The sequence below is a fragment of the Dermatophilaceae bacterium Soc4.6 genome, from assembly GCA_039889245.1.
Taxonomy (GTDB): Bacteria; Actinomycetota; Actinomycetes; order Actinomycetales; family Dermatophilaceae; genus Lapillicoccus.
This window is the reverse complement of sequence record JAZGVH010000002.1, coordinates 4,660,814-4,683,981: the sequence shown is the minus strand read 5'-3', so window position 1 is coordinate 4,683,981 and position 23,168 is coordinate 4,660,814. Positions and strand designations below refer to the sequence as shown.

The 23,168-nt window shown below is 66.7% G+C and carries 16 protein-coding genes; 2 read left to right on the top strand and 14 right to left on the bottom strand.

Annotation, left to right across the window (positions count from 1 at the left end; translation table 11 throughout):
• Positions 1–721 precede the first annotated feature (721 nt).
• From V3N99_21760 to V3N99_21730, 7 genes are all read right to left on the bottom strand, one after another.
• Positions 722–1,909: an FAD-dependent oxidoreductase gene (locus V3N99_21760; GenBank protein ID MEO3939346.1), complete on the bottom strand. Its 1,188-nt coding sequence runs from the start codon at positions 1,907–1,909 to the stop codon at positions 722–724.
• Positions 1,910–2,908: an NAD(P)-dependent oxidoreductase gene (locus tag V3N99_21755; GenBank protein ID MEO3939345.1), complete on the bottom strand. Its 999-nt coding sequence runs from the start codon at positions 2,906–2,908 to the stop codon at positions 1,910–1,912.
• 346 nt (positions 2,909–3,254) lie between these two features.
• Positions 3,255–3,446, bottom strand: a complete 192-nt coding sequence (locus tag V3N99_21750; protein ID MEO3939344.1) for a hypothetical protein — start codon at positions 3,444–3,446, stop codon at positions 3,255–3,257.
• Between the two features lie 139 nt (positions 3,447–3,585).
• Positions 3,586–5,292: a DUF1998 domain-containing protein gene (locus V3N99_21745; protein MEO3939343.1), complete on the bottom strand. Its 1,707-nt coding sequence runs from the start codon at positions 5,290–5,292 to the stop codon at positions 3,586–3,588.
• Entirely contained in the window at positions 5,282–8,479 is a 3,198-nt protein-coding gene (locus V3N99_21740; GenBank protein ID MEO3939342.1) for a helicase-related protein, read from the bottom strand. The genes V3N99_21745 and V3N99_21740 overlap by 11 nt, the downstream gene beginning before the upstream one ends.
• Positions 8,476–10,398, bottom strand: a complete 1,923-nt coding sequence (locus V3N99_21735) for a UvrD-helicase domain-containing protein (protein ID MEO3939341.1) — start codon at positions 10,396–10,398, stop codon at positions 8,476–8,478. Before V3N99_21735 ends, V3N99_21740 begins: the two co-directional genes overlap by 4 nt.
• On the bottom strand, positions 10,395–14,954 hold the full coding sequence (locus tag V3N99_21730; protein MEO3939340.1) for a DEAD/DEAH box helicase family protein: 4,560 nt from the start codon (positions 14,952–14,954) through the stop codon (positions 10,395–10,397). The genes V3N99_21735 and V3N99_21730 overlap by 4 nt, the downstream gene beginning before the upstream one ends.
• A 263-nt stretch (positions 14,955–15,217) precedes the next feature.
• Between V3N99_21730 and V3N99_21725 the strand changes: the two genes are divergently transcribed.
• A complete protein-coding gene (locus V3N99_21725; protein MEO3939339.1) occupies positions 15,218–15,547 on the top strand; it encodes a hypothetical protein in 330 nt (109 codons plus the stop codon).
• A 255-nt stretch (positions 15,548–15,802) separates the two neighbouring features.
• Here the strand turns inward: V3N99_21725 and V3N99_21720 are convergent, their stop codons facing one another.
• The 6 genes from V3N99_21720 to V3N99_21695 all read right to left on the bottom strand — a co-directional run bounded on the left by V3N99_21720 (position 15,803) and on the right by V3N99_21695 (position 20,608).
• Positions 15,803–16,654 (bottom strand): NgoMIV family type II restriction endonuclease, encoded by an 852-nt coding sequence (locus V3N99_21720; protein MEO3939338.1) that lies wholly within the window; start codon positions 16,652–16,654, stop codon positions 15,803–15,805.
• A gap of 194 nt (positions 16,655–16,848) precedes the next feature.
• Positions 16,849–18,009 (bottom strand): DNA cytosine methyltransferase, encoded by a 1,161-nt coding sequence (locus tag V3N99_21715; GenBank protein MEO3939337.1) that lies wholly within the window; start codon positions 18,007–18,009, stop codon positions 16,849–16,851.
• 375 nt (positions 18,010–18,384) lie between these two features.
• Complete coding sequence (locus V3N99_21710; protein MEO3939336.1) at positions 18,385–18,732, bottom strand: hypothetical protein; 348 nt, start codon at positions 18,730–18,732, stop codon at positions 18,385–18,387.
• Positions 18,733–18,738: 6 nt separating this feature from the next.
• The gene (locus V3N99_21705; GenBank protein ID MEO3939335.1) at positions 18,739–19,158 is read right to left on the bottom strand and encodes a hypothetical protein; all 420 of its coding nucleotides are present in this window, start codon (positions 19,156–19,158) and stop codon (positions 18,739–18,741) included.
• 93 nt (positions 19,159–19,251) lie between these two features.
• The gene (locus V3N99_21700; GenBank protein ID MEO3939334.1) at positions 19,252–19,644 is read right to left on the bottom strand and encodes a very short patch repair endonuclease; all 393 of its coding nucleotides are present in this window, start codon (positions 19,642–19,644) and stop codon (positions 19,252–19,254) included.
• 91 nt (positions 19,645–19,735) lie between these two features.
• On the bottom strand, positions 19,736–20,608 hold the full coding sequence (locus V3N99_21695; protein MEO3939333.1) for an NgoMIV family type II restriction endonuclease: 873 nt from the start codon (positions 20,606–20,608) through the stop codon (positions 19,736–19,738).
• 169 nt (positions 20,609–20,777) lie between these two features.
• Between V3N99_21695 and V3N99_21690 the strand changes: the two genes are divergently transcribed.
• Entirely contained in the window at positions 20,778–21,917 is a 1,140-nt protein-coding gene (locus V3N99_21690; GenBank protein MEO3939332.1) for a DNA cytosine methyltransferase, read from the top strand.
• Positions 21,918–21,978: 61 nt separating this feature from the next.
• Here V3N99_21690 and V3N99_21685 read toward each other — a convergent pair whose 3' ends face one another.
• Positions 21,979–22,749: a NaeI family type II restriction endonuclease gene (locus V3N99_21685; GenBank protein MEO3939331.1), complete on the bottom strand. Its 771-nt coding sequence runs from the start codon at positions 22,747–22,749 to the stop codon at positions 21,979–21,981.
• Between the last annotated feature and the right edge of the window lie 419 nt (positions 22,750–23,168).

The window sequence follows — 23,168 nt, the reverse complement described above, 5'->3', positions numbered from 1 at the left end:
GATGAGTTCAACGACGCTTCGAAGGTACGTCTGCTCCACTTGCGAAAGGGGCGGTCGACTCATACGCCGGCTGTCCACGTTGTCTGGCGCGTGAGGATCAATACGGCGGGGGGGTTCCACAGCAGTCAACTCCCACTTGCGGCGTCACAGGGCGTGGTGCCGTGGGCTAACACCAAAGTCTCGCTGCGGGACAACTCTCCACTTGAGTGGCGCAGCCAGATGCCTCCCTCTCGGTCCTCGAAAGCTACCTCGATCGGTTCCGCGTCCATGAAAGTTGCCCCAGGATACGCCGGAATCTCGTAACGAGTCGGCCCTGGCACGAGCGGGCCGAGCCGGCTTGAGCAGAGATGCCAGCCCGTGTGGTTGTGGGATCCCGATGGCGTTGCCAACCATCTGTAGATCGGAAACGCCGTATTGTTGAGAAGCGTAACCGTCCACCTCGGCGTGCCGTCATCCCGCCTTTCAAGGTCCATCCATGCCGCTACTGAACAGAGTTGGTCGATTCGCTGCGCACGCCGAGCAGAGGCGGACTCACGCAAAGCTACGACGACCGCAGCGACTGTGCCGACGCTTGAAACCCAGGTACCGAGGTCACCAACCTGACTCACGTCAAAATGAACCGGAAAACCATTTCCCCAGATGACGAGTCCAACTAGTAGAAGGCATAGGACCACCAGACCTGACTTGGTAAAGGAAGAGTTCCAGGCACGGCCAAACCGATTCATGCGAGATCGTACCCCTCGTTGCGCTTCACAATCTGCTTGTGACGTGCTGGGTTGCAAATATTTAGCGCACGGACTTCCCTTTCCCCCGCGTTAACCAATCCCAAAAGCACGGCCACAAGATGAGCACTAACTGGCGCGAGCGTGACTCCCAAGCCCTGATGCCCAGCGCAAACGATCAGCCGGGATCCTGAATCGACCGCTCCGATATACGGTATTCCATCAATTGACGCCGGACGGATGCCAGCCCAACGCCGCGTCTCCGGCCAACTTGTTGTAACAGGACACACCTCTGCCAGACCACGTCGGATTGACTCGATAGCCTGATCTTCCACCCGCTCTATCCCGACGTTCGGTTCATAGGTCACACCGCCTGCCACACGACCATCCGCGCGAGGCACCATGTATGCAGACCGCGTGGGACCACCGTTTGCGGAGTAAATGTGGTGACGAAACGCATAGCCGCTTAGAGCCCCTCTTAGTTCTAGCCCCTGTCCCCGCATTGGATAGATTCCACTCTTGAGCTCGGGCACAAGTGTGGGTGTTTGGAGGCCAGCCGCGACAACGACGTAGTCGAAGGATTGAACTATCTGGTCATCGAAGACAACCGATGCATGGCTCGCAGTGGATAGCAGCTTCGTAACCATACTCCCATTTGTCAGCGTCACGTTCGGCCGGGCGCTTAGCGTGATCAGGAGGGCCCGGACTATCTCCATCGGTTCCACGGCGATCTCGACCGGCAGCAAGACGGATCCGACAACGCCGGGTCCCAATAGGGGCTCAACGGCTAGGCTCTCAGCACGGTCAAGAACGTAGCTAGTAAAACCCTCGCTTGTCCAGACTGGAACAAGCTCGTTCTCAATTCGGGACATCTCCTCCTCAGACAATGCGACTTGGAGTTGCCCGGTGTCAAGAAGGTTAATCTTGGTGTCGCTGTGGCACTCAATATTAGAAATATATCCCCTGTACATTTCGGTGCTCCACGTGGCTACGTATCGGAGAGGGCCACGACAATAAGCCTCGCTTTGGGGTGTGATACCGCCGATGGCTGCTGACGTAGCGCCCAGCGAGAAACCATCGCTTCTCTCGACAACAGTTACCTCAGCTCCCCGGGCAGACAGATACTCCGCTATCGACAGACCTATAATTCCTCCGCCGACAACGCCGACACTCGGCCCCACGCTCACCTACGTGCCTTGCGCTAGATATGTTGGGTTGACGATCGCCTCGTCGGACCCCGTTTTCAGGATTTTTAGGATTGACTCAACCGCCATTGTCGACATAGCGTCCCGCGCATCGTGTGTCAAAGAGGCCACGTGTGGAGTAACGAACACCGAAGGACTGACCTCAAGGGACCGGGTCGCATCTGTAGCGTCCCGATAGTAGCCGTCAAACCATAAGGCGGAGACTGCGCCTGACTCTACAGCCTGCAAGATCGCTTGGGGTTCAATAACCTCGGCTCGCGCCGTGTTAATGACGATCATCGGATTGGAAGAACTTCTGGAGAGCAAAAGCGAGGACGTTAGCAAGTTTGTGGTGTCTGGTGTTTCAGGAACCATCAAAATGAGCGACTCTACACTTGCCGTGATGTCTTCAAGCGATGCATAGCGAATGCCAAGCGACTCCTCAAGGGCAGGCTTTCGAGTTCGACTGAAGTAGCTGACTTCGGCCCCAAATCCTTTTCGTAATATTTCAGCGATTCGACTTCCGGCCGCGCCGAGCCCAACAATGCCGACGGCATGCCCAGATAAATCCCGGGCTTTGTTTTGTGGGAACCCGGGCTCAGTTGCGAATCGGGTAATGTTGCGCCGAGCGTCGAGCAAGAGACCAACTGTGAACTCGGCAACAGAGTTGGCCAGCACCCCAGGCGTGCTAGTCACTGGAATATGCAGGTCCGTTGCCGCTTCCGTGTCCACAAACGACTCGTACCCCACCCCGAGGAAGGCGAGCACTTTCAAGCTTCGGGCCCGCTCCAGCACCTTGCGGGACGCGACCTCGTCACCCCCGAGTATGTAGCCAACGCACGGCTCAAGGACATGAGCTAGGTCATCTTCGGCAAGTATGGCCGGAGGGAAACTCTCGGCAGGGTTGATGACGATGAGGCCAGCGTCCGTCAGCCGCTGAAGATGAGCCCGGCTGACACTCTCGCCCGTAACGAGCACGGTGTTGGTCGATGCCTCCGTCATGTACTTCTTTCTTTTGGTTGGGAGTGGGAACGCTGGGTCTGGCCCAACTTCATGTGTCGGCCCGATGCGTAGCCGCTGTCATCATAGGGTTGACATCGGAGGCGACGCTATACCCGAAGCGTGTTGAATCGACCCAGGTTCTCTCCCGCTCCCATACGGGCTGCGGCTCGGGCTTGAGCGCAGCGTAGAAGGCGGTCCCACACTCGATCGGGGTGACGTAGCCGAACGAGCTGCGCGCGCGGCCTTCGTTGCACCAGGCGACTCAGCTGGCGGTGGCGTACCCGACGTCCGCGGGGGTCTTGTAGGGGCCGTCTTGGAGCACGGGTCGTACGGATGCCCTGGACAGTCATAGGGTGCCGATGTGTGTGACCAGCTCGTCGTCGTCGCGCAGGCGGCGCTGCCCGTGCGGCACGCCCATCGCGGCGAACAGGGCCCGGCCCAGCTCGACCGAAGCCTTGTCGCTAACGTCCGAGGTGTTCGGGGCGACGATCCCCCAGTCACGGGAGCCGCAGAGGTCGACGGCGAGCGCGGCGGGCATAGCACCATCCTCCCCTCCCGACATCGTGCACCTGGGCACCACGCGTCAAGGCCAGGTGACGCGCGCACGCGAGGAGCGGTACCGATAACCATGTGAGGGGCGGCGGGCGGGGCCTGAACGTCGTCCCCTCGGGCTAGTTCTACCTGAAGAGGCCCGCGTCATCGTCGGCTCCAGGTATGCCAACTAGGGTAGCGCGGTCGAGCAGCAGGTTGAATCTTTCGCAGCTGGTCTCGGGGACTAAAAGACACCCGTGGCAGGCAGCATGGTTCATACCGTCCACGCCGCTCTCGGTGGACTCGATGCAGACGGGATCCGTCGTGCACCATCGTGCACGTTCGATGCCGTTGGCGAGGGTGGCGGCGATTCGGTGGCGGTCGCTGAGTGCGGCTAGTCCCCCGAGACTGCCGGCGCCGTCGGCGGTGGCTGTGTAGATGAGGATCCCGGCCTGCTCGGGCTTGTCGTAGACCCGCTCACGCAGGGACGAGCTCGGGTACCCCGACGTCAGTGACATCTCGTCGAGCAGTACGTGGGCCAGCGAGTGCAGGACCAGCGTGCGCGGCGAGATGGTGGTCTCCCCCAGCATGCTGCTCTGCCCCTGCTTCGCACGCGCGGTCATCGAGCGGGTCAGGTCCCGGGTACGTGAGCGGGCGAAGTCGGTGGCGCACCACCGCTCAAGGAGGTCGTCGTCGAGTCGCAGGAACACGCCCTCACCGAGGACTTCCACCGCTGGCAGCCAGGACGGATCGGTCTTCTCGGTGAGCGGCGCGACGGCCACGTCCTTGTCACTCATGGGGGGTTCGATCCGAGTGAAGCCGGTGAGGGCTCGGACCTCGCGCAGCCGGCTGACGCGGGAGACCTGGACGACCAGGGGCGGTAGGCTGCTGCCGGCGAGGTCCACTTCCTGGCAGAGGAACTGGGCCTGGTCGTCGACGGGGCCGCGGCCTCTGACGAGGGCGGTGTACTCCTCCGCGCGCAGTTCGTCGTCGGTGGCGGTGGCGGGTGTCACTGCGGGGTTCCGCCATCGTTCGATGGAGTGGATCAGATCCTGCGTGGTGCAGCCGGTCGGTGGGTTGAGAGTGTCCGCGATGGCCTCGGGGGTGGCGTCCGGTTTGACGTCACGCATTCGTGGCTCGATGAAGGTGTCGGCGATCGAGGAGACGGACGGGATCGAGATCGCGGACCGGGTGACGGCGAACCAGACGTTGGCCGAGCCTCGTTGCAGCGTCCGAAGTGGTTGATCGCAGTCCGGCTCGGAGGCAGTCAGCCAGGGACGGGAGCCGGTGCACCGCTTGATCCCCTGAAGAGCTGCCTTGGCGAAGGCGCCCTCCATGGATCGCGATTCACCGCAGGAACACTCGATGACGAGGTCGCTGAGGGCTGAGGTGTGACCACGGGCCGTGAGCTTGAGGCTGTGTCCGGCGTGCGGGAGGCTCGCGTTCTTATGTACCCAGGCACTGTAGGGGAAGTCCTCGATATGACCGTTGGTGCAGCACGAGACGAACCGGGACGGTGAGAGTGGGTTGCTGCAGTGGACGCACGAGGTGGTGCCACCGTCGGAGAGGTTCCAGAAGGGGGCCAGCCGCCGACAGTGGGTGCAGAACGACCACTGGGGGAAGCGCACGGCGGGCACGTCGCCGTCGGTCTTGCGCCAGGTCGGGGGTGAACGAAACTCCCTGACCCCCAGGCTCCTGGCCAGTCGCGGTTCAGTGATGACGTCCCCGCCGTCGGGCCAGTCCTCGAGCCCGCAGATCATGACGGAGTCGTCCTGGGCGGGCAGGAGGGAGCCGACGCCGAAGGTCGAGACGAGGCTGGTGCGCCGGACGGTAGCTACGATGTCAGCCTTCACGGCGGCTCCTCCTTCCTCGGCGGATCAGGTACACGCTGGATTCGGCGTCGACGTCACGCATGCTGGTCAGGGTCGGCCACGGTGGCTGCTCGGGAGGCAGGCGCAGCGGGGCCTGTTCCTTGCCGATCGCCTTCGACGCCTCGACGAGCAGTGCGCCCTTGTGCTTGTCGAACCACCCTGCGTAGTGGGTCAGACGTTCCGGGGGGTCGGTCCAGTTGTCGATCAGGGCCTCGAGCTCGGTGCGGATCGTCTCGTCAGACTCGTCGTCCGGGCACTCCACGTCGGCTTGACGGGTGACCTGCGCGCGAGCGAGGACGACGTCGACCAGCGCTTCGAGCTCGTCCTGCCAGACCTCGACATCACCGGCTGCGCCGGGCGGCCCGGCGGCCGGGATCCGGTGTCGGGCCAAGGAGACCAGCACGGCGTGCAGTGCCCGGTCGCGGGCTCGCGGCGCGAATGGGGTGGCGCCGGTCGCCTCGACGTGGCGGTACAGGCCCCGGTGGTAGGCCGCGAAGTTCTCGTAGTGGGACAGGTCGCGGCTGCGCCGGGAGTTGTACAGGGTGATCACCAGGCCGGGCATGCTGCGTCCGACCCGCGAGGTGGCCTGGATGTACTCGGAGCTGGTCTGGGGTTGCCCCATGACGACCATGAGACCGAGGCGGTCGACATCGACTCCCACGGAGATCATGTTGGTGGCCAGGACGACGTCGGCGGCGTCGGGTTCACCCCGTCGGCGTTCGAGGATCTGCAGTTCCTGGGGGATCTCCGCGGACCGTTTGCGCGACGTCATCTCGCGGATACCCCCCGGATCGCGCACGGTCTCGTGCCGTCGGCCGGCGATGACTTTCATTTGGTCCGGGACATCGTCGAGGACCTGGATGTAGGCGCCGCCGAGGACGCGCAGGCTGTTGAAGTAGCCCAGTAACGTCCAGTACAGGTCGGCCGACGGGTCCGACGGGTCGACAACGGAGGCGGATTGGAGCAGTGAGGCGTAGACCCGGACCATGAGTGTGGTGTGGCTTGCTCCGGGGGCCATGGCGCCCACGTATTCGCGGCTGGCCTTGGTCTGGCGGGATGCCTCGACGGCGAAATAGGAGTCGGTGAGGCTGAGGCCGGGCGGGGGGAATTGGCGGGTGTCGCGGGCGAAGACGGCCCGCACCTGGTCGGAGGCACGACGGATCGTCGCGGTGGAGGCGACGATCTTCGCCGGTGCGTCGATGCTGGTGATCGCGTCGACCGCGGTCTCGTACAGACCGACCACCGTGCCCAGGGGGCCGCTGATGAGGTGCAGTTCGTCCTGGACGATGAGGTCCGGTGAGGCGTGATGGAAACCGTCGCTCGTTGCGTGGGTACCGCTGTCGACCCCGAGTAATGAGCCCACTTCCCGTTTCCAGGGCATCATGGCGAACTTGTCGACCGTGCCGATCACCAGTGACGGGCGGTTGGTGTAGACGTCCTCGTCGACGATGTGGACCGGTAGTCCGTGGCGGAAGGCACAGGTCGGTTCGCCGCAGGCGACCCGCATCCACGTCTTGTCGACGATGGCGTAGTTCCGGTAATCCAGGGCGTGCCCGCACCAGGGGCACTGTCGCAGCTGGACCGGGTCGCTGCGGTCGTCGTCGATGTCGGCGGCTCCCGGTTTCCGGGCCTTGTCCAGGGATCGGCGGGCGTCCTCGATCGTGTTGGGGGTCGAGGCTCCTCCCACCCACAACCCGATGGAGATCGGGCCCGTGTCGGGCAGGCGGTCGCTGCGGATCTTCTCCAGGGCGCAGATCAGGCCGGTGGCCCGTTGGTACTGCTGCAGGGTGAGCAACCGCAGGGTGTAACGCATGAGGACCGACACCCCGGCGGCGGCGGGGTCGCGTAACCGCCGCAGGAGGATGGCGATACCGATGATGCCGAGGTAGGCCTCGGTCTTGCCGCCGCCGGTGGGGAACCAGAGCAGGTCGGCGATGCCTCGATCGCGGTGGTGAGGATCGGCCAGTCCCCGCAGGTTGGTCAGGATGAACGCGATCTGGAAGGGGCGCCACGCCGCCGCGGAGGTCGAGGGCGGGTCCCCCTTACCTCCGGATCGGTGGTGGTGTTGACGGCTTCGTTGTTGCGCCATCGCCAGGTTCGTCAGCTGGAACGCGCGCGCGACGTCGCCGTCGGTACGCAGCAGCTCGAGGCCGGAGGCCATGCGATCGGCTGCTTCGTGGGCTTCGCGGATGTGCCGGTGGAGGGTGACGATCTCCTCGGGCGCCAGGCCTTTGGTGGACGCCTGGGGCTCCAGGCTCGTGATCCACTCCCGGTAGTCGGCGATCAGCCGGTCGAGGACGTCGAAGGAGTCGTCGTTTGCCAGCGCGTCCATCGACAGATCCAGGGTGTCTGCACCGGCGGCTTCGCTGAGGAGGAGTTCGTGGCGCGGCAGGAAGGTTGTCGTGATGCGTTCGGGGGTGTTGCCGTCCCACGCCACGGCGCACCCATGTCCGACGGCGAAGGATCGGACATCCCGGAAGAGCAGCCGCTGGGAGGCAACCTCGAGCTCGTCGATCCCTGCCCCGACCGAGGCGGGCCGCTCCCGCAGCCGGGTATTGACGGCCGTCGCGGCGAGGGTCGGGCGGAACCAGCAGGCGCCGTCCTTGTCGCCCAGCACGGCGGTGAGAGTGTTGAGCAGGGTCAGGGTGACGGCGATGATGCCATCACGGGCCGGCCGGGTGAACACCACGAGTTGAAGACCGTCCGCCACGGCGATCTTCTCCAGCCGGGGCGGGTGGATCTTCACCGTCTCGTGCCAGTCGCGCAGATCGCGCGCACGCCAATGGGTTTCGCTCCCGGGCTCGTACCGGGCGGCCGAGACGGTGATCTCCAGGGCGGCCCCGGCCTCGTCACCTGCGGCCAGGGTCATGCCCATGGATCGGGGGTAGCGGGCACGGGACATGGCCACTGCAGGGTCGACACCGGCGTCGGGGGCTGTCCCCCCGGTCTCGGCCTCGACGTCGTTCTCGACGTCCTCCTCGAGGACGAACCCCGAACTCGCTGATGCACCCGGCTCATTGGTGGTGACCTCGGGGTAGAGGATGCCCATGATGAAACGGGAGAGCGGCTTCTCGGTGAGGACGTCGTCATCCGGCCCGCCGAGCAGGTCTTCGCCGAGGCGGCTCATCACGAGTTCCCGTGTCTCGTATGCCGTGTCCGGAATGCTCATCCGGCATCCTCCCACTCGAACGACAAGGGCCCCGCCAGTCGTGCTCCGACCCACAGGCCGTGCCGGCCGGGACCGTCGTAGCCGTCGGGGGCGGTGTGCCCGGCGGGTCCGACCAGCGTCTCGAGCCCCTCGACCCGTCCACCGGTCAGCCCCGGCAGTCCGTCGCGGAAGGCCTGGCGGCGGACGAGTTCGCCGAACACCTCTCCGGTGCGGGCCACTACCCGGTCGCCGACCGTGGCGGTCCACGACGGGACCGCGAGGGCGTCGGCGGTGACGAGGTCCGCGGCACGTAACCAGGTCACCGCGGACCCCACTATCGCGGTGAGGTCTTCGGGGCACGGTCCGAGGTCGCGGGCCAGCCGTGGCTCCAGAAGCAGTCCCGTCGTTCCCCGGCCGCGAGGAGACCGCCGAAGCCAGACACCGGTGCGTGGGTCCCTCCCCCAGAACCGTGTGCAGACGCTACGGCCACGGGCCAGTCGTGCCCGCGCCCGGGACAGGGCCACGAACATCCGTCGGGCCGCCGCGATCGTCTGCGTCTCGGCGTGGGTGACGGCCACCCCGGCTACCCCCTTACGGGCAGCCTGGCCCTGTTCCTGCCAGGTCTCGGGGTCGACCATGATCACATTGTCGAATTCCAGACCCTTGGCCCGGTGCACGGTGGACGCGGTCACCATGGACCCCGGTTTGCGGCGCAGCGGCAGAGGTGAACCGCCTTGGCGCAGGCGGGCGGCAAGATCGACCAGGTCCAAGCCCCGGGTTGAGCGTGACACCCGCATCAGGGTCCGCCACCGGTCCGTGACCGTCGGGCCGCCTCGCGGGTCAAGCCCGGGCTCGGGGTCGTCGTCGCGGTCAGGGTGGTCGGGCCAGCCGGGGTGGGACCGGGATCGACCGACCAGGTCGGCGAATTCGTCGATGCCGATGGTGCGTGCGTGGTGATCGGCAAGGAGGAGACCGATCCAGGGTGCAAGGGACGGGTCGCTCGTGGCGGCTGCGGTCTCCACCGGCAGCCCAAGTTCGGACAGTGCGGCGGCCACGAGACCGGCGCGGACGTTGGTGTCGCACAACAGGGCTGTGGTGCCGGTCCAGGCGCGAATGGCGTCTGCGGCCTCGTGGTCGAGGTCGCCGAGGGTGGGCAGGTCTGCGCACAGGCCCGTCAGGCGCAGGAGCTGGTCCGAGGGCGTCAGTGCGGCCAGTGCGGTGCGGGCCGTGGCCGTGGCCGCGGCCTGCGGGGTTCGGGAACGGTACTCACCCTGCAGGATGATGGTCTCCGGCCGGTAGCGGTCCGTCACCGTGTCCAACAGGGCTTGCGAGGTGAGCCCGTCCGGCCCGTCGAGCTGGAAGTCGTAGAGGCCTTGCAGGGGGTCGCCGAGGAGGGTGAAGCCTGCATCGTCGAGGGCGTGCTCGAGCAGGGCCAGGAGGAACGCGGCGCGTATCCCGACGACGTCCTGGACCTCGTCGACGATCAGGTGACGCACGTCCGCGAGGACGTGATTCTCGGCTCGCTCGGGTGTGCGGGAGCTCTCGAGCAGGAGGGTGGCCCGCCGAATGGAGTCGTCGTACCCGGTGAAGTCCGAGATGTCGTCGTCGAGTTCGGCGCGGACCCGGGTGGCGAGTGAATCGAGTGTGGTGCAGTCGACACCACGGCCCTCGTCGACCACTTCCTTGGTCCGGTTCCGCACCACCTCCACGGCGGCATGCGAGAACGAGACGACGAGGATTTCCTCGGGGTACACCCCCTGCTCGAGCAGGTAACGGCACCGGCTGCCCACGACCTCCGACTTCCCCGCTCCCGGACCCGCGATGACAATCCGGCGGGCGTCGGCATCGGCCACGGCGGCCAGTTCCTGGGCGGGATCGAGGGTGTAGTGCCCACGCCCCGATTCAGGCTCGGAGGCAAAGTCGGAGGCGAGGGCGGTCATGTTCGTGTCCCTCGGGACCACAGGTGGTCGAAGTGGCGGAAAGCCAGTTCCTGGCCAAAGTTCGTGAGGTTGTCGGCCACGTTGACGATCAGGACCTCCTCCGTGCCACCGTGGCGTGGGCCACGCAGCCCACGGCCGATCATCTGCTGATAGACGTTGGGGCTGAAGGTGGGTCGGGTGATGAACACGGCGTCGACCCGAGGGACGTCGAAGCCCTCGGTGAAGACGTTGTAGTTGGTCAGGACCCTGACCTGTCCGGACTTGAAGTCCTCGACGTAGCGGCGTCGAAGGTTGGCGTCGGTACTACCGGCTACCGCCCGGGACTCGACCCCGTGGTAGGTCAGCAAGGCGGCCAACACTTTCGCGTTCTCGACGGACGTGGCGAACAGCAGCACGGTCTTGTCCTCGCCCAGCTCCAGCAAAGCGCGCACGATCTCGGTGTTGCGTTCCTCGTCTCGGCCCAGTCGCTTCTCGACGGAGTCGGGCATCCGCATCTTCGCCTGCTCGATCTCGGCCTCGGTCAGCACGACATCCGCTCCGCGCAGTTCCCGTTGCTGGACGCGAGCAAGGATCCCCTGGCCCTGCAGGTAGCCGTAGACGTCGTCGTCGGGGAAGACGCCCATGTCGAGGCGGTTGTTGTGGTATCTGCTGATCAACTGTTGGGTGCGCCGTTCGTCGAAACCCACGAACGGTGTCGCGGTCAGTCCCACGATCGGTGTGGTCATGTCCGCTACCCGACTCGCCCCACCGACGGCGCTCAGGGTGCGGGTGTACTGATCCCCGCTCGATCGGTGGGCCTCGTCGACCACGATGATCTGGGGGTTAACGAGCCAGCCGTAGTCCTGCTGCCAGCCCTCCCGTTTGATAACCGAGTCGAGCTTGTCGAGCGTGGCGACGACCACCTGATGGCCGCCGCGTTCTGTGGGCCACCTTGTGGCCCATAGTCGACTGAGGGTTAGGGGCGTCCCAGCTTTCCCCTGGGCCCGCCAGACCTGGGACCAGGTCTGCAACGCCTGCTCGCACAGCTCGTCCGTCTCGGCCAGCCAGATGACCAGGACGTCCGACTGGGCCTGTGCCATGTGCTCCACCAGTGCTTGGACCGCCACCCGCGTCTTACCAGCGCCGGTGGGAAGCCACAACAGGCCCCGGCGCATCTCGGCATCGGGGTCGAGCAGAGCCCGGACCCTGTCAGCAAGGTCCCGCTGGTAGGGGTTGAGGTCGCCCAAGATCAACGGTCCTTCCACCTCGACCTCCGCGTCACGCGAGGTGCCGCGGAACCCCGCGAACTCGACCGGGAAGCCGAGCCCCCGCACCCAGTCACGGGCCTCGCGGCATCCGGCCCAGGACGACGGGGGGTTGAGCCCTTGGGTCTTCAGCGCGGCTACCCGACAGTGCAGGATGGCGTAGCCCTCGACGGCGAGGGCGAGGGCAGCGATGTCCCGGTCCCCCACCACCCGAGCTGTGTCATGCCTAAGGGCATCGATCGCTGCCGCGGGGACGGCCGCGGTCAGGTCGTCGACCCCGACAGCGAGGACCAGCTTGTCCAGCAGGTCCGCCGTCTCGGCGATCTCCTGTCGCAACTTGCTGCGCTGCTGTTCCTCCATCAGCTGGAGCACCCTGTCGGGTCGGAACGTCGCGTCCAGTGCCCGACAGATCTGGGTGAGGACCTCTCGAGGGTTCTCCGCCGTAATGTAGATGGTGTGGGCGTCGCGGTGTTGCGCCAGCGGACGTGATTGCTGCCCTACCGGGGTCGACGTGAGCAGTTCCAGGCGCTGACAGGGCTGGGCGAGCAGGTCGTGGTCCGTCACGGGGAGGTAGTTGCGCAATGGAGGGAACCGGTCGGTCAGCGTGAACGCCTCACCTGCCAGCTCGTAGTCGACGGTCTCGGTGAGCATCGTGTCCCCGTCGGCCATCCCCCAGTTGCCCCGCAGCGCCTCGAAGTCGGTGCTCGAGGTCGCCAGCAGTGCCGGCACACCTGCGGTGACCAGCGAGGTGAACACCTCGAACCGGCACGTGACGGCCACCTCGACGGCCGGCACCTCGGCGAAACCGGGGCCACGTCTCACCCGGATCCGCATCGGTGAGGGTTGCTTGAGGAAGGCAGCCCATGCGTACACGAGGAACCGGCGATCGTCCTCCCAGGCCTTGGCCTGATCGAGGATCGCCGCCCAGTCCTGCGGGCGGAGCTCACCGGGGTCGTCCTTCAGCGCCAGGGCGTTCGCCTGGTGGTTCGTGACGGATGACTCGACGTAGGGCAGCGGTTGCGGCACTCCGTCGATCACGACCCCGTCCTCGTCCCGGCGCAGGCAACGCGACACGGGGTGTGTCCCGATGGCGGTGCGGAGACGCCCGTGGTCCCGCAGGTAGAGCCACGTCGGGTTGTCCACGTCCTTGGGTCTGCCTGCGCCGCTGCTGCGGGAGACCCTCCAGCGTTCGTCACCGCTCAGCTGCCGCATGACGGCCGCAGTCAAGGCGGCCCGTCCCTCCTCCGACAGACGCGACAACGTCTCCAGCGGCCACGGCACCCGGCCCTCGTCGACGTCGATACCCGTGTCGGGAAGACGCTGCTGATCGGTGTCCCTGCGGTAGTCATCACGCACGGACGCCAACTTGGCCGTGCGCCACAGCTCCGGAGGCGCCGAGAGCAGCTTGTGAGGCGCCGAGACCAGACCGAGCCGCTGCAGCAGCACCTCGTCCTGCTGATGGAAACGAGGATCGACCAGGAAGTCACCGTCGCGGGAACCGTCCCTCGGGATGACCTCCCCGGCGAGGAAGACCTCCCCCGGATGCTTCCATTTACCCGAGTAGGTACGGACCTGCAGCCTCTCCAACAGTCGATCCCCCAAGACATCCCGGAAGATCTCCTCGGACTGCTCGGCGGAGTTCTTCCGGGTCGAGGCCCACACGCGATGCCAGTCGACGTGCATTGCGGTCAGCTCACTGCGTAGCTCGCCCGCACTGTCGAAGACCTCGATCCCCAGGGAGCCGAGGGCCGACACCACGCCGGCGTCAGCGGCGAGGACCGGGTTGATGATCTGTCGATCGGGTTGAGGGGTCGGGCCCGGTAGGAAGACCTGGCCGCGGCGGCAGGCGTCGACCGACCCATCCTCGAGAAGCAGGACACGGGCCTTCTTCAGCTCGTCGACCCTGTCCGGCTCGGACAGCCGGCCGATCAATGAGGCGACCAGACGCACCGCGACGGCCGATCCCTCGACCGTGGGTGTCGGCGTCGCCTTGACCAGGTGCTGCACCCAATCGCGCAGGGAGATCGCGTCCCGCCCGTGATGCCCGAGCAGTCGGGTGACCTTGGACCGGTGCTCGGTGCTGGTGATCGCGTGACTGGCCCACCCTTCCGGGTCAGGGCACACCGAGGCCCACAGTCGTAGCTCCTCGGGCTCCAGTCCTTCGGGATGCAGCTTGACGCGGGTGGGATGGCGCAGTCCACCCGCGAGGGTCGGGATGCACGGGCGGGCGCTGACGGCCCGCATCACGGGTTCGTTAAGGATGTCGTCGGCGTGGTTGCGCCACTCTCTCCCGCGGGCGGGGAGGACATCCAGCACGGCGGTCGGTTTGCTGTCGCGGTGGATGGTGGCGAGGGCGTCCCCGACGAGGGTGGGCAACGCCTCGGTGAGGAGCTCGTCGTTGAACCGCCCGGTGAGCAGCGACTCACGATCGTCGGCCAGCTTCCAGGGCGCGTTGACGATCCCGGACAGCGTGGTCCCGGACGTGGTCGGGAAGTACGCCCAGAACGTCCCCACCCCCTTGGGTGTCCCTTCCAACGGCGCGGCCCAGGCGATCTCCACGCTCTCCCGGGCGGCGGCGTACCCCCCATCCTCCAGCGCCGCCTTGCTCGGTCGGGTGACCTGTCGTCGCACGACCCACACGGAACGCCGGTTGGCGTCGTTGAGGACCACCGTTCCTGCTGCGTCGGATGCCAGGGTGATGGCACGGGCTGAACCGGAGACGCGGTCCTCGAGCCCGAGCTGTTCGACGTGGGGCGAGAACAGGAGAAATTCGGCCGGGAACCGCCGAAGATCCGCGGCGAGGTCGTCACGAACCCGCTGCGGTCTGAGCAGGGGTGCCACCACGACCGTCGTGGCCCACTTCATCAGCCCGGTGAGGATCGGGTCGTCACGGCTGGCCTGGGCCGGGTCGATCGCCTCGGCCCAACGCAGCACCGGGTAGTGAGGATGTCCGGGGACCACCTCCTGGATGACCTGCTTGGCCTTGACGCGATCAAAGGCGAAGGAGCCCGACCGGCTGAACACCCGGGGGCCGTCGGTGACGGCGAGCAGGGACTTGAACCCGAGACCGAAGCGGCCAATCTTGTCGTCGCGTTTGACCGAGTCATGGGTTCCCATCAAGGCGATCACGCCTTCGACGGTGACAGGCTCGCCCGAGTTCGCCACGTACAGGGTGTCGGGCCCGAGGATGACCTCGCATCGGCCGGACGAGGTGCCCCGGATCGCGTCGGAGGCGTTTTGCAGGAGTTCGAACAGCTGACGCTTCGCGTAGGCGCCCTCAGCGCTCCCGCGTTCGACGTTCGCGTCCTGCACGACTCGCCGATTGTCGTTCCGGTACGTGCCCAGGACGGTGACGGCCTGCGCTTGGACCGCCTGTGCCACCACCCCGTCGAGCCCCTGCCACGCTCCTGCCACCCTCGCCTACCCTCCTCAGTACGGCTCCGGCACCCCCGTTGGTGTCGACCGCCGTCCTCGCGGCCACCACCTATGCTCCGGCGGCAGTGCATCCTGTTCCTATCACGGGCCGCAGACACCCCTGGGCAAACGACGACAATTCGAGTTCGGGGAGACAGACCATGGCCTACACCGCCTACACGCGCGACAGGACCTACTGGACCTTGCGCACCAAGGGCAGCTGGTACCTCGTGCTGCGCCTGCGCTCCGGCAGCTTCGAGGAGGTCGAACGGTACGGCTGGTACCGCAAGGCCGGAGCTGCTGCGACCGCCGTCGGGGCGTTGACCTACGCCGTCGCCCTCAACGAGGCCACCGAGTTGATCCGTGAGGGACTGCAACAACGCCTGGACGAAATGGGGCTCGGGGCGATCCCCAAGCCTGACCGGCCCGCGGGCAACCCACCGAACGACACAGAGGTCGGCTCATCAGCCGCCGATGACGGGGATGTCTGATCAACATCGTTGGGCCCGAGGACCGAGTCATGGTCGCCACCTGCGGACACCTGGTGGATCAGTCCCTCCGGGCGAGACGCCGACTGGGGGTCGAACTCGTCGGGTCGTTCGACGCTCCCTGCTAACCCTCTCGACGACCCCACCACCCGAGGCGCCGAGTCCCTTGCGGATCCGCAGGGGGACCTCGGACAGGTTCGAGACCCGGGGAGGCAGGCGGAAGCGGGGAGTGCGAGCGTCGGCGCGGTGACGACCCGGTCAGACCGAGAGGTCCAGAGGCAGGTCGGAGATGTCCTTCAGCCTGCCACCGTCGACCATGACGGCCAACATGTCCTGCGCGTCGGGAAGGTTGAGCGACGCCACCGTGTCCTGGAGCTCGTAGAGCGCGAAGTGGTAGACGCAGTCGACGTCGCCGGTGCCCAGGGCGATCGACGCGAGCCGGCTCGGCAGCGGCTCTGCGGTGATCACCGCGATGTGCGGTAGGCGGCCTTTGCGGTTGCGGATGAGGTTGAGCGCCTCGGAGCGGGCGTTCTGCGCGCGGTCCGAGCGCAGGGTCCACTTGCAGGACAGGCTGGCGTGAAGGATGGGTCGTTGGTTGACGCTGAGGCGGAGCGGGGACCTGGTGGCCACGGACGCGTCGACCAGGGGCTGCACGGCGTTGATGGTGCTATCCGGTTCCGGTGAACGCCACACCACGACGTCCGGCTTGATCGTGTAGTCGCTGCCCAAGGCGGCGGCCAGCTCGGGGTTGTCCCGGGCTGCCTTGTCCAACGCCTCAAGGTGGGCGTACTGCTCGTACATGGCCAACCCGGCGCGACGCTGTCCGTGGTACTGCTCCACCGTCCACATCCCGGGGCGCAGGTGTGCCAGCTGAAGGAAGGTGTTCCGCACGAAGCTCGCACACAGGGCCTCGAAGTCGTTCCCCGCGGTCTGCCCGGCGCCGCGCTGCGCGGTCACGGTGTACTTCAGCCGTTGCGCCAGTCCGAGCGCGATCGCCCTGCTGGCCGCGCTTCCTCGGTCTGCATTACTGGCAACGTTGTTCGTGTCCACCGTCAGGGTGGACTTCATCAGCCCCGCATACAGGGCTGCCCGCTCGATCGCGAACTGCACTTGTTGAGCTGGCTGAGCTGGCTGAGCTGGCTCAGCAATGGATGCACCGGTGGTCGAGTCAGGCACCGCAGACGGATCAGCGTCCCCGGAGCTGCTCGTGCCCGGAGATGGGGGTGGCTGGTCCGTAATGGAGGAGTCGCGATAAGGGTACCCGCCGAAGAGGTCGTCGGGGTCGTTGTCGGCGGTAGTCTCAGTCACTGCGATCGGGTCGCGGGGGCGGCTGGAGTCGGGGAGAAAGCGACACGGTGCACGTGTCGGGCTATGGCCTCGGCAAGGGCGGCAGGGACGGCGTTGCCGATCTGGCGGGCGATCTCGGTCTTGTTGCCCTCGAACATGAAGGAGTCCGGGAAGTTCTGCAGCCGGGCGGCTTCACGGTGGGTCAGGGGACGGTCCGCGGTCGGGTGCAGGTAGCGGCCCTTCTCGGGCTTGAAGAACTCGGTGCGGATGGTGACGCTGGGGCGTTCCCACCACAGTCGGCCCATGACATCGGTGGTGCCGGTCGGCTTCTCGGCCCAGCACCGGGGCAAGAGATCGGGTCTGTTGCGTGCCAGGTCGAACCGGTTGCCGCCCTCGGGGACGGCCCGGTAACGCTCCACTGACTCGGGCCGGGGTCGACGCCCAAAGTGGAGCAGCTGCTGGCCGTCGCTGTTGAAGGACACGTCGAAGCCTGTCGTCGCCGCGGGGAGATCCCCGATGGCCTGACGCACCGTCGCGTAAGGCAGCAGCCCCTCCCCCACGCCGTGGGTGGGCGGTGGGGGCCATGGCACCTGATCAACGTCTCGGACGGCGAGCAGGATCCCCCGCCGCCGGTGCTGGGGAGCGCCGTAGTCAGAGGCCCGCAGCACCCCGTAGTCGTATCCGTAGCAGGCCAGCTCGGGGTCGTCCTCCATCAACTGCAGAAGCCGGCCGAACTGGGCCGAGCGTTGGAACTCCGGCACGTTCTCGATGACGAACGCGAGAGGCTTCACCTGACGCACGGCCCGCAGGAAGTGCTGCCACAGCTCGTTGAGCTGGGCGCGACTGACGTCGTCTCGGTTGCGTCCAAGTGGGCTGAAGCCCTGACAGGGGGGTCCGCCGACGATGACGTCTGCAATCGGAAAGGTGCTGATGTCTTCGATGGATCCGTCGTAGACCTCGCAGCCGAAGTGAGCCTTGAACGTACGCGCCGCGGCCGGATCCATCTCCACCGCGAACGTCGGCTCGAAGCCCAGACCGGCCTGTTCGAAGCCCAAGGATAGGCCCCCGGCCCCGGCGAACAGGTCGAGCGTCGAGATGGTCTTGGGAGTTGCGAGCACGCCAAGATCCTGCCAGGCAACAGCTGCTGGACCCCGTAGGCGTGCCGTGTCGTTCGGCACGAATCGAAAATGTACCTGTCGTCACGTCCCCGCCCTTGGACCGTTTACATGGCTCCAAATGTCCCCTGCCCCCATCGTCCCCGACTCCCCCGCCGCTTGCTCTCTCAACACCCCGGCCCGAACGAACTATCGGCACACTGCGGGGGACCGGGCCAGGACCGGGCCGGGGCCGGCAACCACGAACGGACAAGTCCCGATTTAAGACACGAAGCCAGTCAGGTTGATGGTCACGTCCGTGGCCCCGTTACCAGCATCCGTGATCTCCGGGAGCAGCTCACACCCTCTTGACATGCGACGTCGGTGTCGATCGCTGCCCGCCGGTCGCTGAGGACAGCGATGCCTGGCCCTCAGCGACCGGGATCAATTTGGCGGCGGTTACAGCTTGCGAACGTAGCCTGCGAGCACCGCTCGGGCGAGTGGTACCAACGCCGCCGGTGACCCGTCGTCGGTGCTGTCAAACGCCAAGCACTGCCCGTCGTTGTTCGCACGGTCCGGCGGGTACAGCCCCACCCCCCAACCCTCGTGCTCCTTGCGGTTCCACGCCAAGGAGTCCTCGGCGTCGGTGACCAAGAGGGTGCTCCCACCCTCGAGCATGACCTCGAGCGCCGCGTTCATCCCCCCGGTCTGGATGAAGGTCGCGTCGAGTCCCGCCTCGCGCAGCACCTGCAAGACATCCTGGTAGGGGCTGGCGCCGACCGTCAGTGTCGCGTCGTAGCTCAGCACAGCTGCTCACCGCCCGCCACGCGGGCGGATGCTCTGCAGCAGCTGGTTGCTGCCGTCGTCCAGGAGCCAGAACGACCACCCGTTGCGGTGCGGGCTGACACCGGGCTTGTAGTGCCCCACGACCGCCCGCGCGGCGCCGGTCGGGCTCTTGAAGCTCTGACCGTCCAGTGGGCCACCCGTGATGTCGATGCGACTGGTGGCCGGGTCGAACCACCCTGTGGTCCGAAAGCCCTCGTAGTCGGCCCGAACAGCGATGAGGCCGTCCCGCCCTCTACTCGACGCAGAGGGTGTCAGGGCCGGGGCCGGTGCCGTCAGGCTGGCCTGATCCACCAACCGCGCCACCAGCTGAGCCGGTGTCACCTGCGCCATCCGTGCCGCGAACTCCAGCACCCGTCCGGTCTGGTCATCGATCTCCAGCTGAACCATCAGGCCCTTCCCTTCGTCTGGGCGACCCCGACGGCCGCCTCCAACTACGACGATAGGGGAGACGGAGGAGCTACGCAAGAGGAAGGGACAATTCTAAGGCAATGGAGACGCGCTCGAGGTTCTGACCGCAGCCCGGACCTGCTCCGCCGCCGTGAGAGGGTCCTGATGCTCCCAGACCCGGATGACTGTCCAACCCGCCTCTCGCAGTAGCCGATTGGTTTCGGTGTCGCGTGCGATGTTGCGTTCGATCTTGGTCTGCCAGAAGTCGGCGTTCGTCTTGGGGCGGGTGCCGTGCTCTGGGCAGGCGTGCCAAAAGCAGGAGTCGAGGAAAACCGCGACCCGCGCGCGGGTGAAGACGAGGTCCCCCCGGCGGCGGACCCCGGGCAGGGGTAGGGAGTGGTCGACCCGGTACCGCAGGCCGAGGGCGTGCACCGCGCGCCGCAGGGCGAGCTCGGGCTTGGTGTCGCGGCCCTTGTTGGCCTGCATGCTGCGACGGACCCCCGGCGACGACGCCCACGACCCGGTCGCCTGTCCGGGGCCGGGTCGTGGCCGCGCAGGGTCGGTGGGGGTCATGGGGTCATGGGGTGCCGATGTAGGTGACCAGCTCGTCGTAGTAGCGCAGGCGGCGTTGGTCGACCAGGCGGCGCAACTGTTCCGGGGTCTTCTTGCGGCGGGGGTTGCCTGCGGTGACGGTCTCGATCGCGGTGGTGAGGCTGGGCAGGTCGAGGTGGTAGACGCAGTCCACCTCACCGGAGCCGCCGCCGAGCAGGCGCAGCATGTAGGGCCGCGGTTCCATCGTCACTGCGGCGAAGTGCGGCGTCATCCCCCGTCGTAGGGAGGCCATCTTGCCGCCTTGGGAGCGGCAGTCCCGGGCGCGGTCGGTCCGCAGTGACCACTTCAAAGACAGACCGGCCTCGAGGTGGCGCTTACCTCCCGGGTGCGCGCGAGAGGCGGTGACGTCTAGGTTGAGGAGGGACTCCTCCCCTAGGTCGTCGATGACCTGCCGTCGCAGGACCGTTTCGGCTGTCATCGCGGTGTCAAGTGCCTCGAGGAGTTCGTCGCGGCGGGTGACGTCCCGTGGTGGTGTCGTGATGCGGCGGGTGACGAAGGTCCGAAGCTTCGTCAGGGCGGTAGTGACCTCGCGGGTGGGCTCGGCCCGGAACCCCTTGATCGCCGAGACGTGCCGGTACTGGGTGAAGGCGTCGAGGGCCTGCTCGGCCTGGACCTCGAGGTCGGTGGCACCGATCTGGCGGCCCAGGTCGTCGGCTAGACGGCGGGACATCTGCTTGTCGACCCCGTTCGGAGCCGGTTGACCGGGCGGCACGCCCATCGCGGCAAAGAGGGCCCGCCCCAGCTCGACCAAGAGCTTCTCGCTGACGTCCGAGGTGTTCGGGGCGCCGGTCCCACCGTCCCGGAAACCGCAGAGGTCGACGGCGAAGGCGGCGGGCATGGCACCATCCTCCCCTCCCCGACGTCGCGGACCTGGGCCACCACACCTCAAGGCCAGGCTCGCGCGAGGAGCAGCACCTGTGACCCTGCGAGGGCAGCAGGGGGCTTGGATGTCGTGGCCCTCGACGTGTCGACCCTTGGTGTCGGTGCGGGATCGTACGATCGTCGTCATGACCAACCCCACCGTGATCGACCTGTTCGCCGGGTGTGGGGGGATGACGGTCGGGTTCCGTGACGAGCACTTCGACCCCATCCTCGCGGTGGAGTGGGACCGCTACGCGGCCGCGACCTACGCCGCGAACTTCGGTGAGGACCACACCGTCGCCGGGGACATCGCCGCGATCAAGGACAAGGACATCCCCCGAGCGGATCTCGTGATCGGCGGCCCGCCCTGTCAGGGGTTCTCCAACCTGGGGCTCAAGCGCCTCGACGACCCCCGCAACCAGCTGTGGCGAGAGTACATCCGGTTCGTCAAGAAGGCCCGCCCGAAAGTCTTCGTCGTCGAGAACGTGGACCGCTTCCACGCCTCGCCGGAGTTCGCGATGCTCCAGGCCGAGGCCGACGGAGGGAACCTCAAGGGCTACACGCTGCGCTCCGCGGTCCTGAACGCCGCGGACTACGGGGTCGCGCAACGCCGCAAGCGCACAATCATCATCGGCTCGCGGGTCGGCCCCATCGAGCTGCCACCCCCCACCCACGCCAAGACCCCCCCGGCAGGCTCGGGCCTCCTGCCGTGGCTGGGGCTGCGCGACGTGATCGCGGACCTGCCGCGCCGGCCCGACGGGACGGAGCTGCCGCAGAGCATCACCGAGTTCTTCGGCGATCCCATGCCCGGGGTCTTCAAGGGCCTCGACATCCACTTCCGGCGTCAGCCCAACGACCTGTCGCTGCAGCGGTACTCCTACGTGCCACCGGGGGGTGGACGCTTCGACGTGCCGCCGGAGCTGCTGCCACGGTGCTGGCGGGAGAAGGCCACCGGCACCACCGACGTCATGGGCAGGATGCGGTGGGACGCACCGTCGCTGACGATCCGGACCGAGTTCTTCAAGCCCGAGAAGGGCTCCTACCTGCACCCCGAGTGGTCCCCCGGCCGACAACGGCGCGGGGACGACCCGCGGTACATCAAAGGCGACCCGAAACTGTCCGTGGACCGGGTCATCACCCACTACGAGGCCAGCCTCATCCAGGACTTCCCCGCCGACTACCAATGGGTCGGGACCAAGACCGCGATCGCCCGCCAGATCGGCAACGCCGTCCCCAGCGGCCTGGCCCGCGCCATCGCCCGCCACATCCACCCCCACCTGTCCTGACGCCCCTCGTCGCCCGCGACGGTCAGGCGGGCGGGGATGGTGGGTGCCGCGACCACTCAGCTCAGGGGCGCAACGCGACCCATGCTTCGCCATCGAGGTCGAACCCTCGTGCAGCGGCCTCGGCCCGCTCCTCCGGCCACGTACCGCAAAGGAAGCGTAAACCGTGCTCCTGCAGCACGCGCGCCTTGATCTCGCGGATCCGCCGCATAGGGTCGGCCCTGTTGGCGCAGACGGTCGGGAGACTAGACCGGGGGAACACCACCTCGGGAAGGAAGCCGAACAGCGCGGTCACCCGCTGGGCCTGCCCGTCTCGGGGGTGGAAGACGACCTCCCTCTGGGCGGCGGTAAGCAGCTTCAACGGGTTGACCGGCAACGGCGTCCAATCGAGCAGCGGCAGCGAGTACGCGGTCAGGGCGCCTGCCTGGATCCCGCATTTGGAGTCCTGGTTACCGCTGCCGCCGTGGAGCCACAACCGGTGGGTGCGCATGAGGAAGGAGCGATGACGGTCGTTGGTGGTGTCGACCTGGATCAGCATGCAGATCTCGCATTGACCCTCCCTGGGGATCATCCAGGTGGTCCCGATAGTGCCCTTCAGCTCGACGGCAACCCCGAGGATCTTGGTGTCGAGCGGCTTCTCCTTCTTTAGCTTCAGCGAAGCTAGCACCCGGTACTGCAGCTTCGTGCCTACCGTGCGCCGCTCGTCAGAGTCGACGTCCGGGGAGTCCAGGTCGAAGCGCCAAGTACGGGTCCCATCGAGGACGTACTCCACGGCATCGAAGACGGCACCGGTGAGTAGCGGCTCCAGCGGCCGCATCATCAGCCACTCGTACACCAGCTGAAGGTCTACGTCATCGTGCGGTCCCTCAATGAGGTGAGGCACTTGACGCAGATCGCTGGCACAGTTGGCCCCAGGACCAGGAAGCGGCGGTCTGTTCTTCGGCGGCACGGGCCACAACCTACGTGTCGAGTGCGTCCACTCTGAGGAGAAACGCGGTGTGATCGGCGCTGTGCGCCGCGCGGCTTGATAGTCCCCCGCGCCTCGGCCCGGCGCACCTCACAGTCCATGACGCGCGAGGGCCGCATAAGCAACGCCTCCGTGCCGAGTAGCCGGAGAGGCACCCCTCGGGTGCCCTCGAGACACGCCTGGCGACACTGCCTGACGCATGGCGCCTGACAACGGTGGATGCGGTTCTCGGCTACGAGGCCCTGGGCCGAGGACCTAGCTACGACGTTCATCGCCATCCGCGCCCT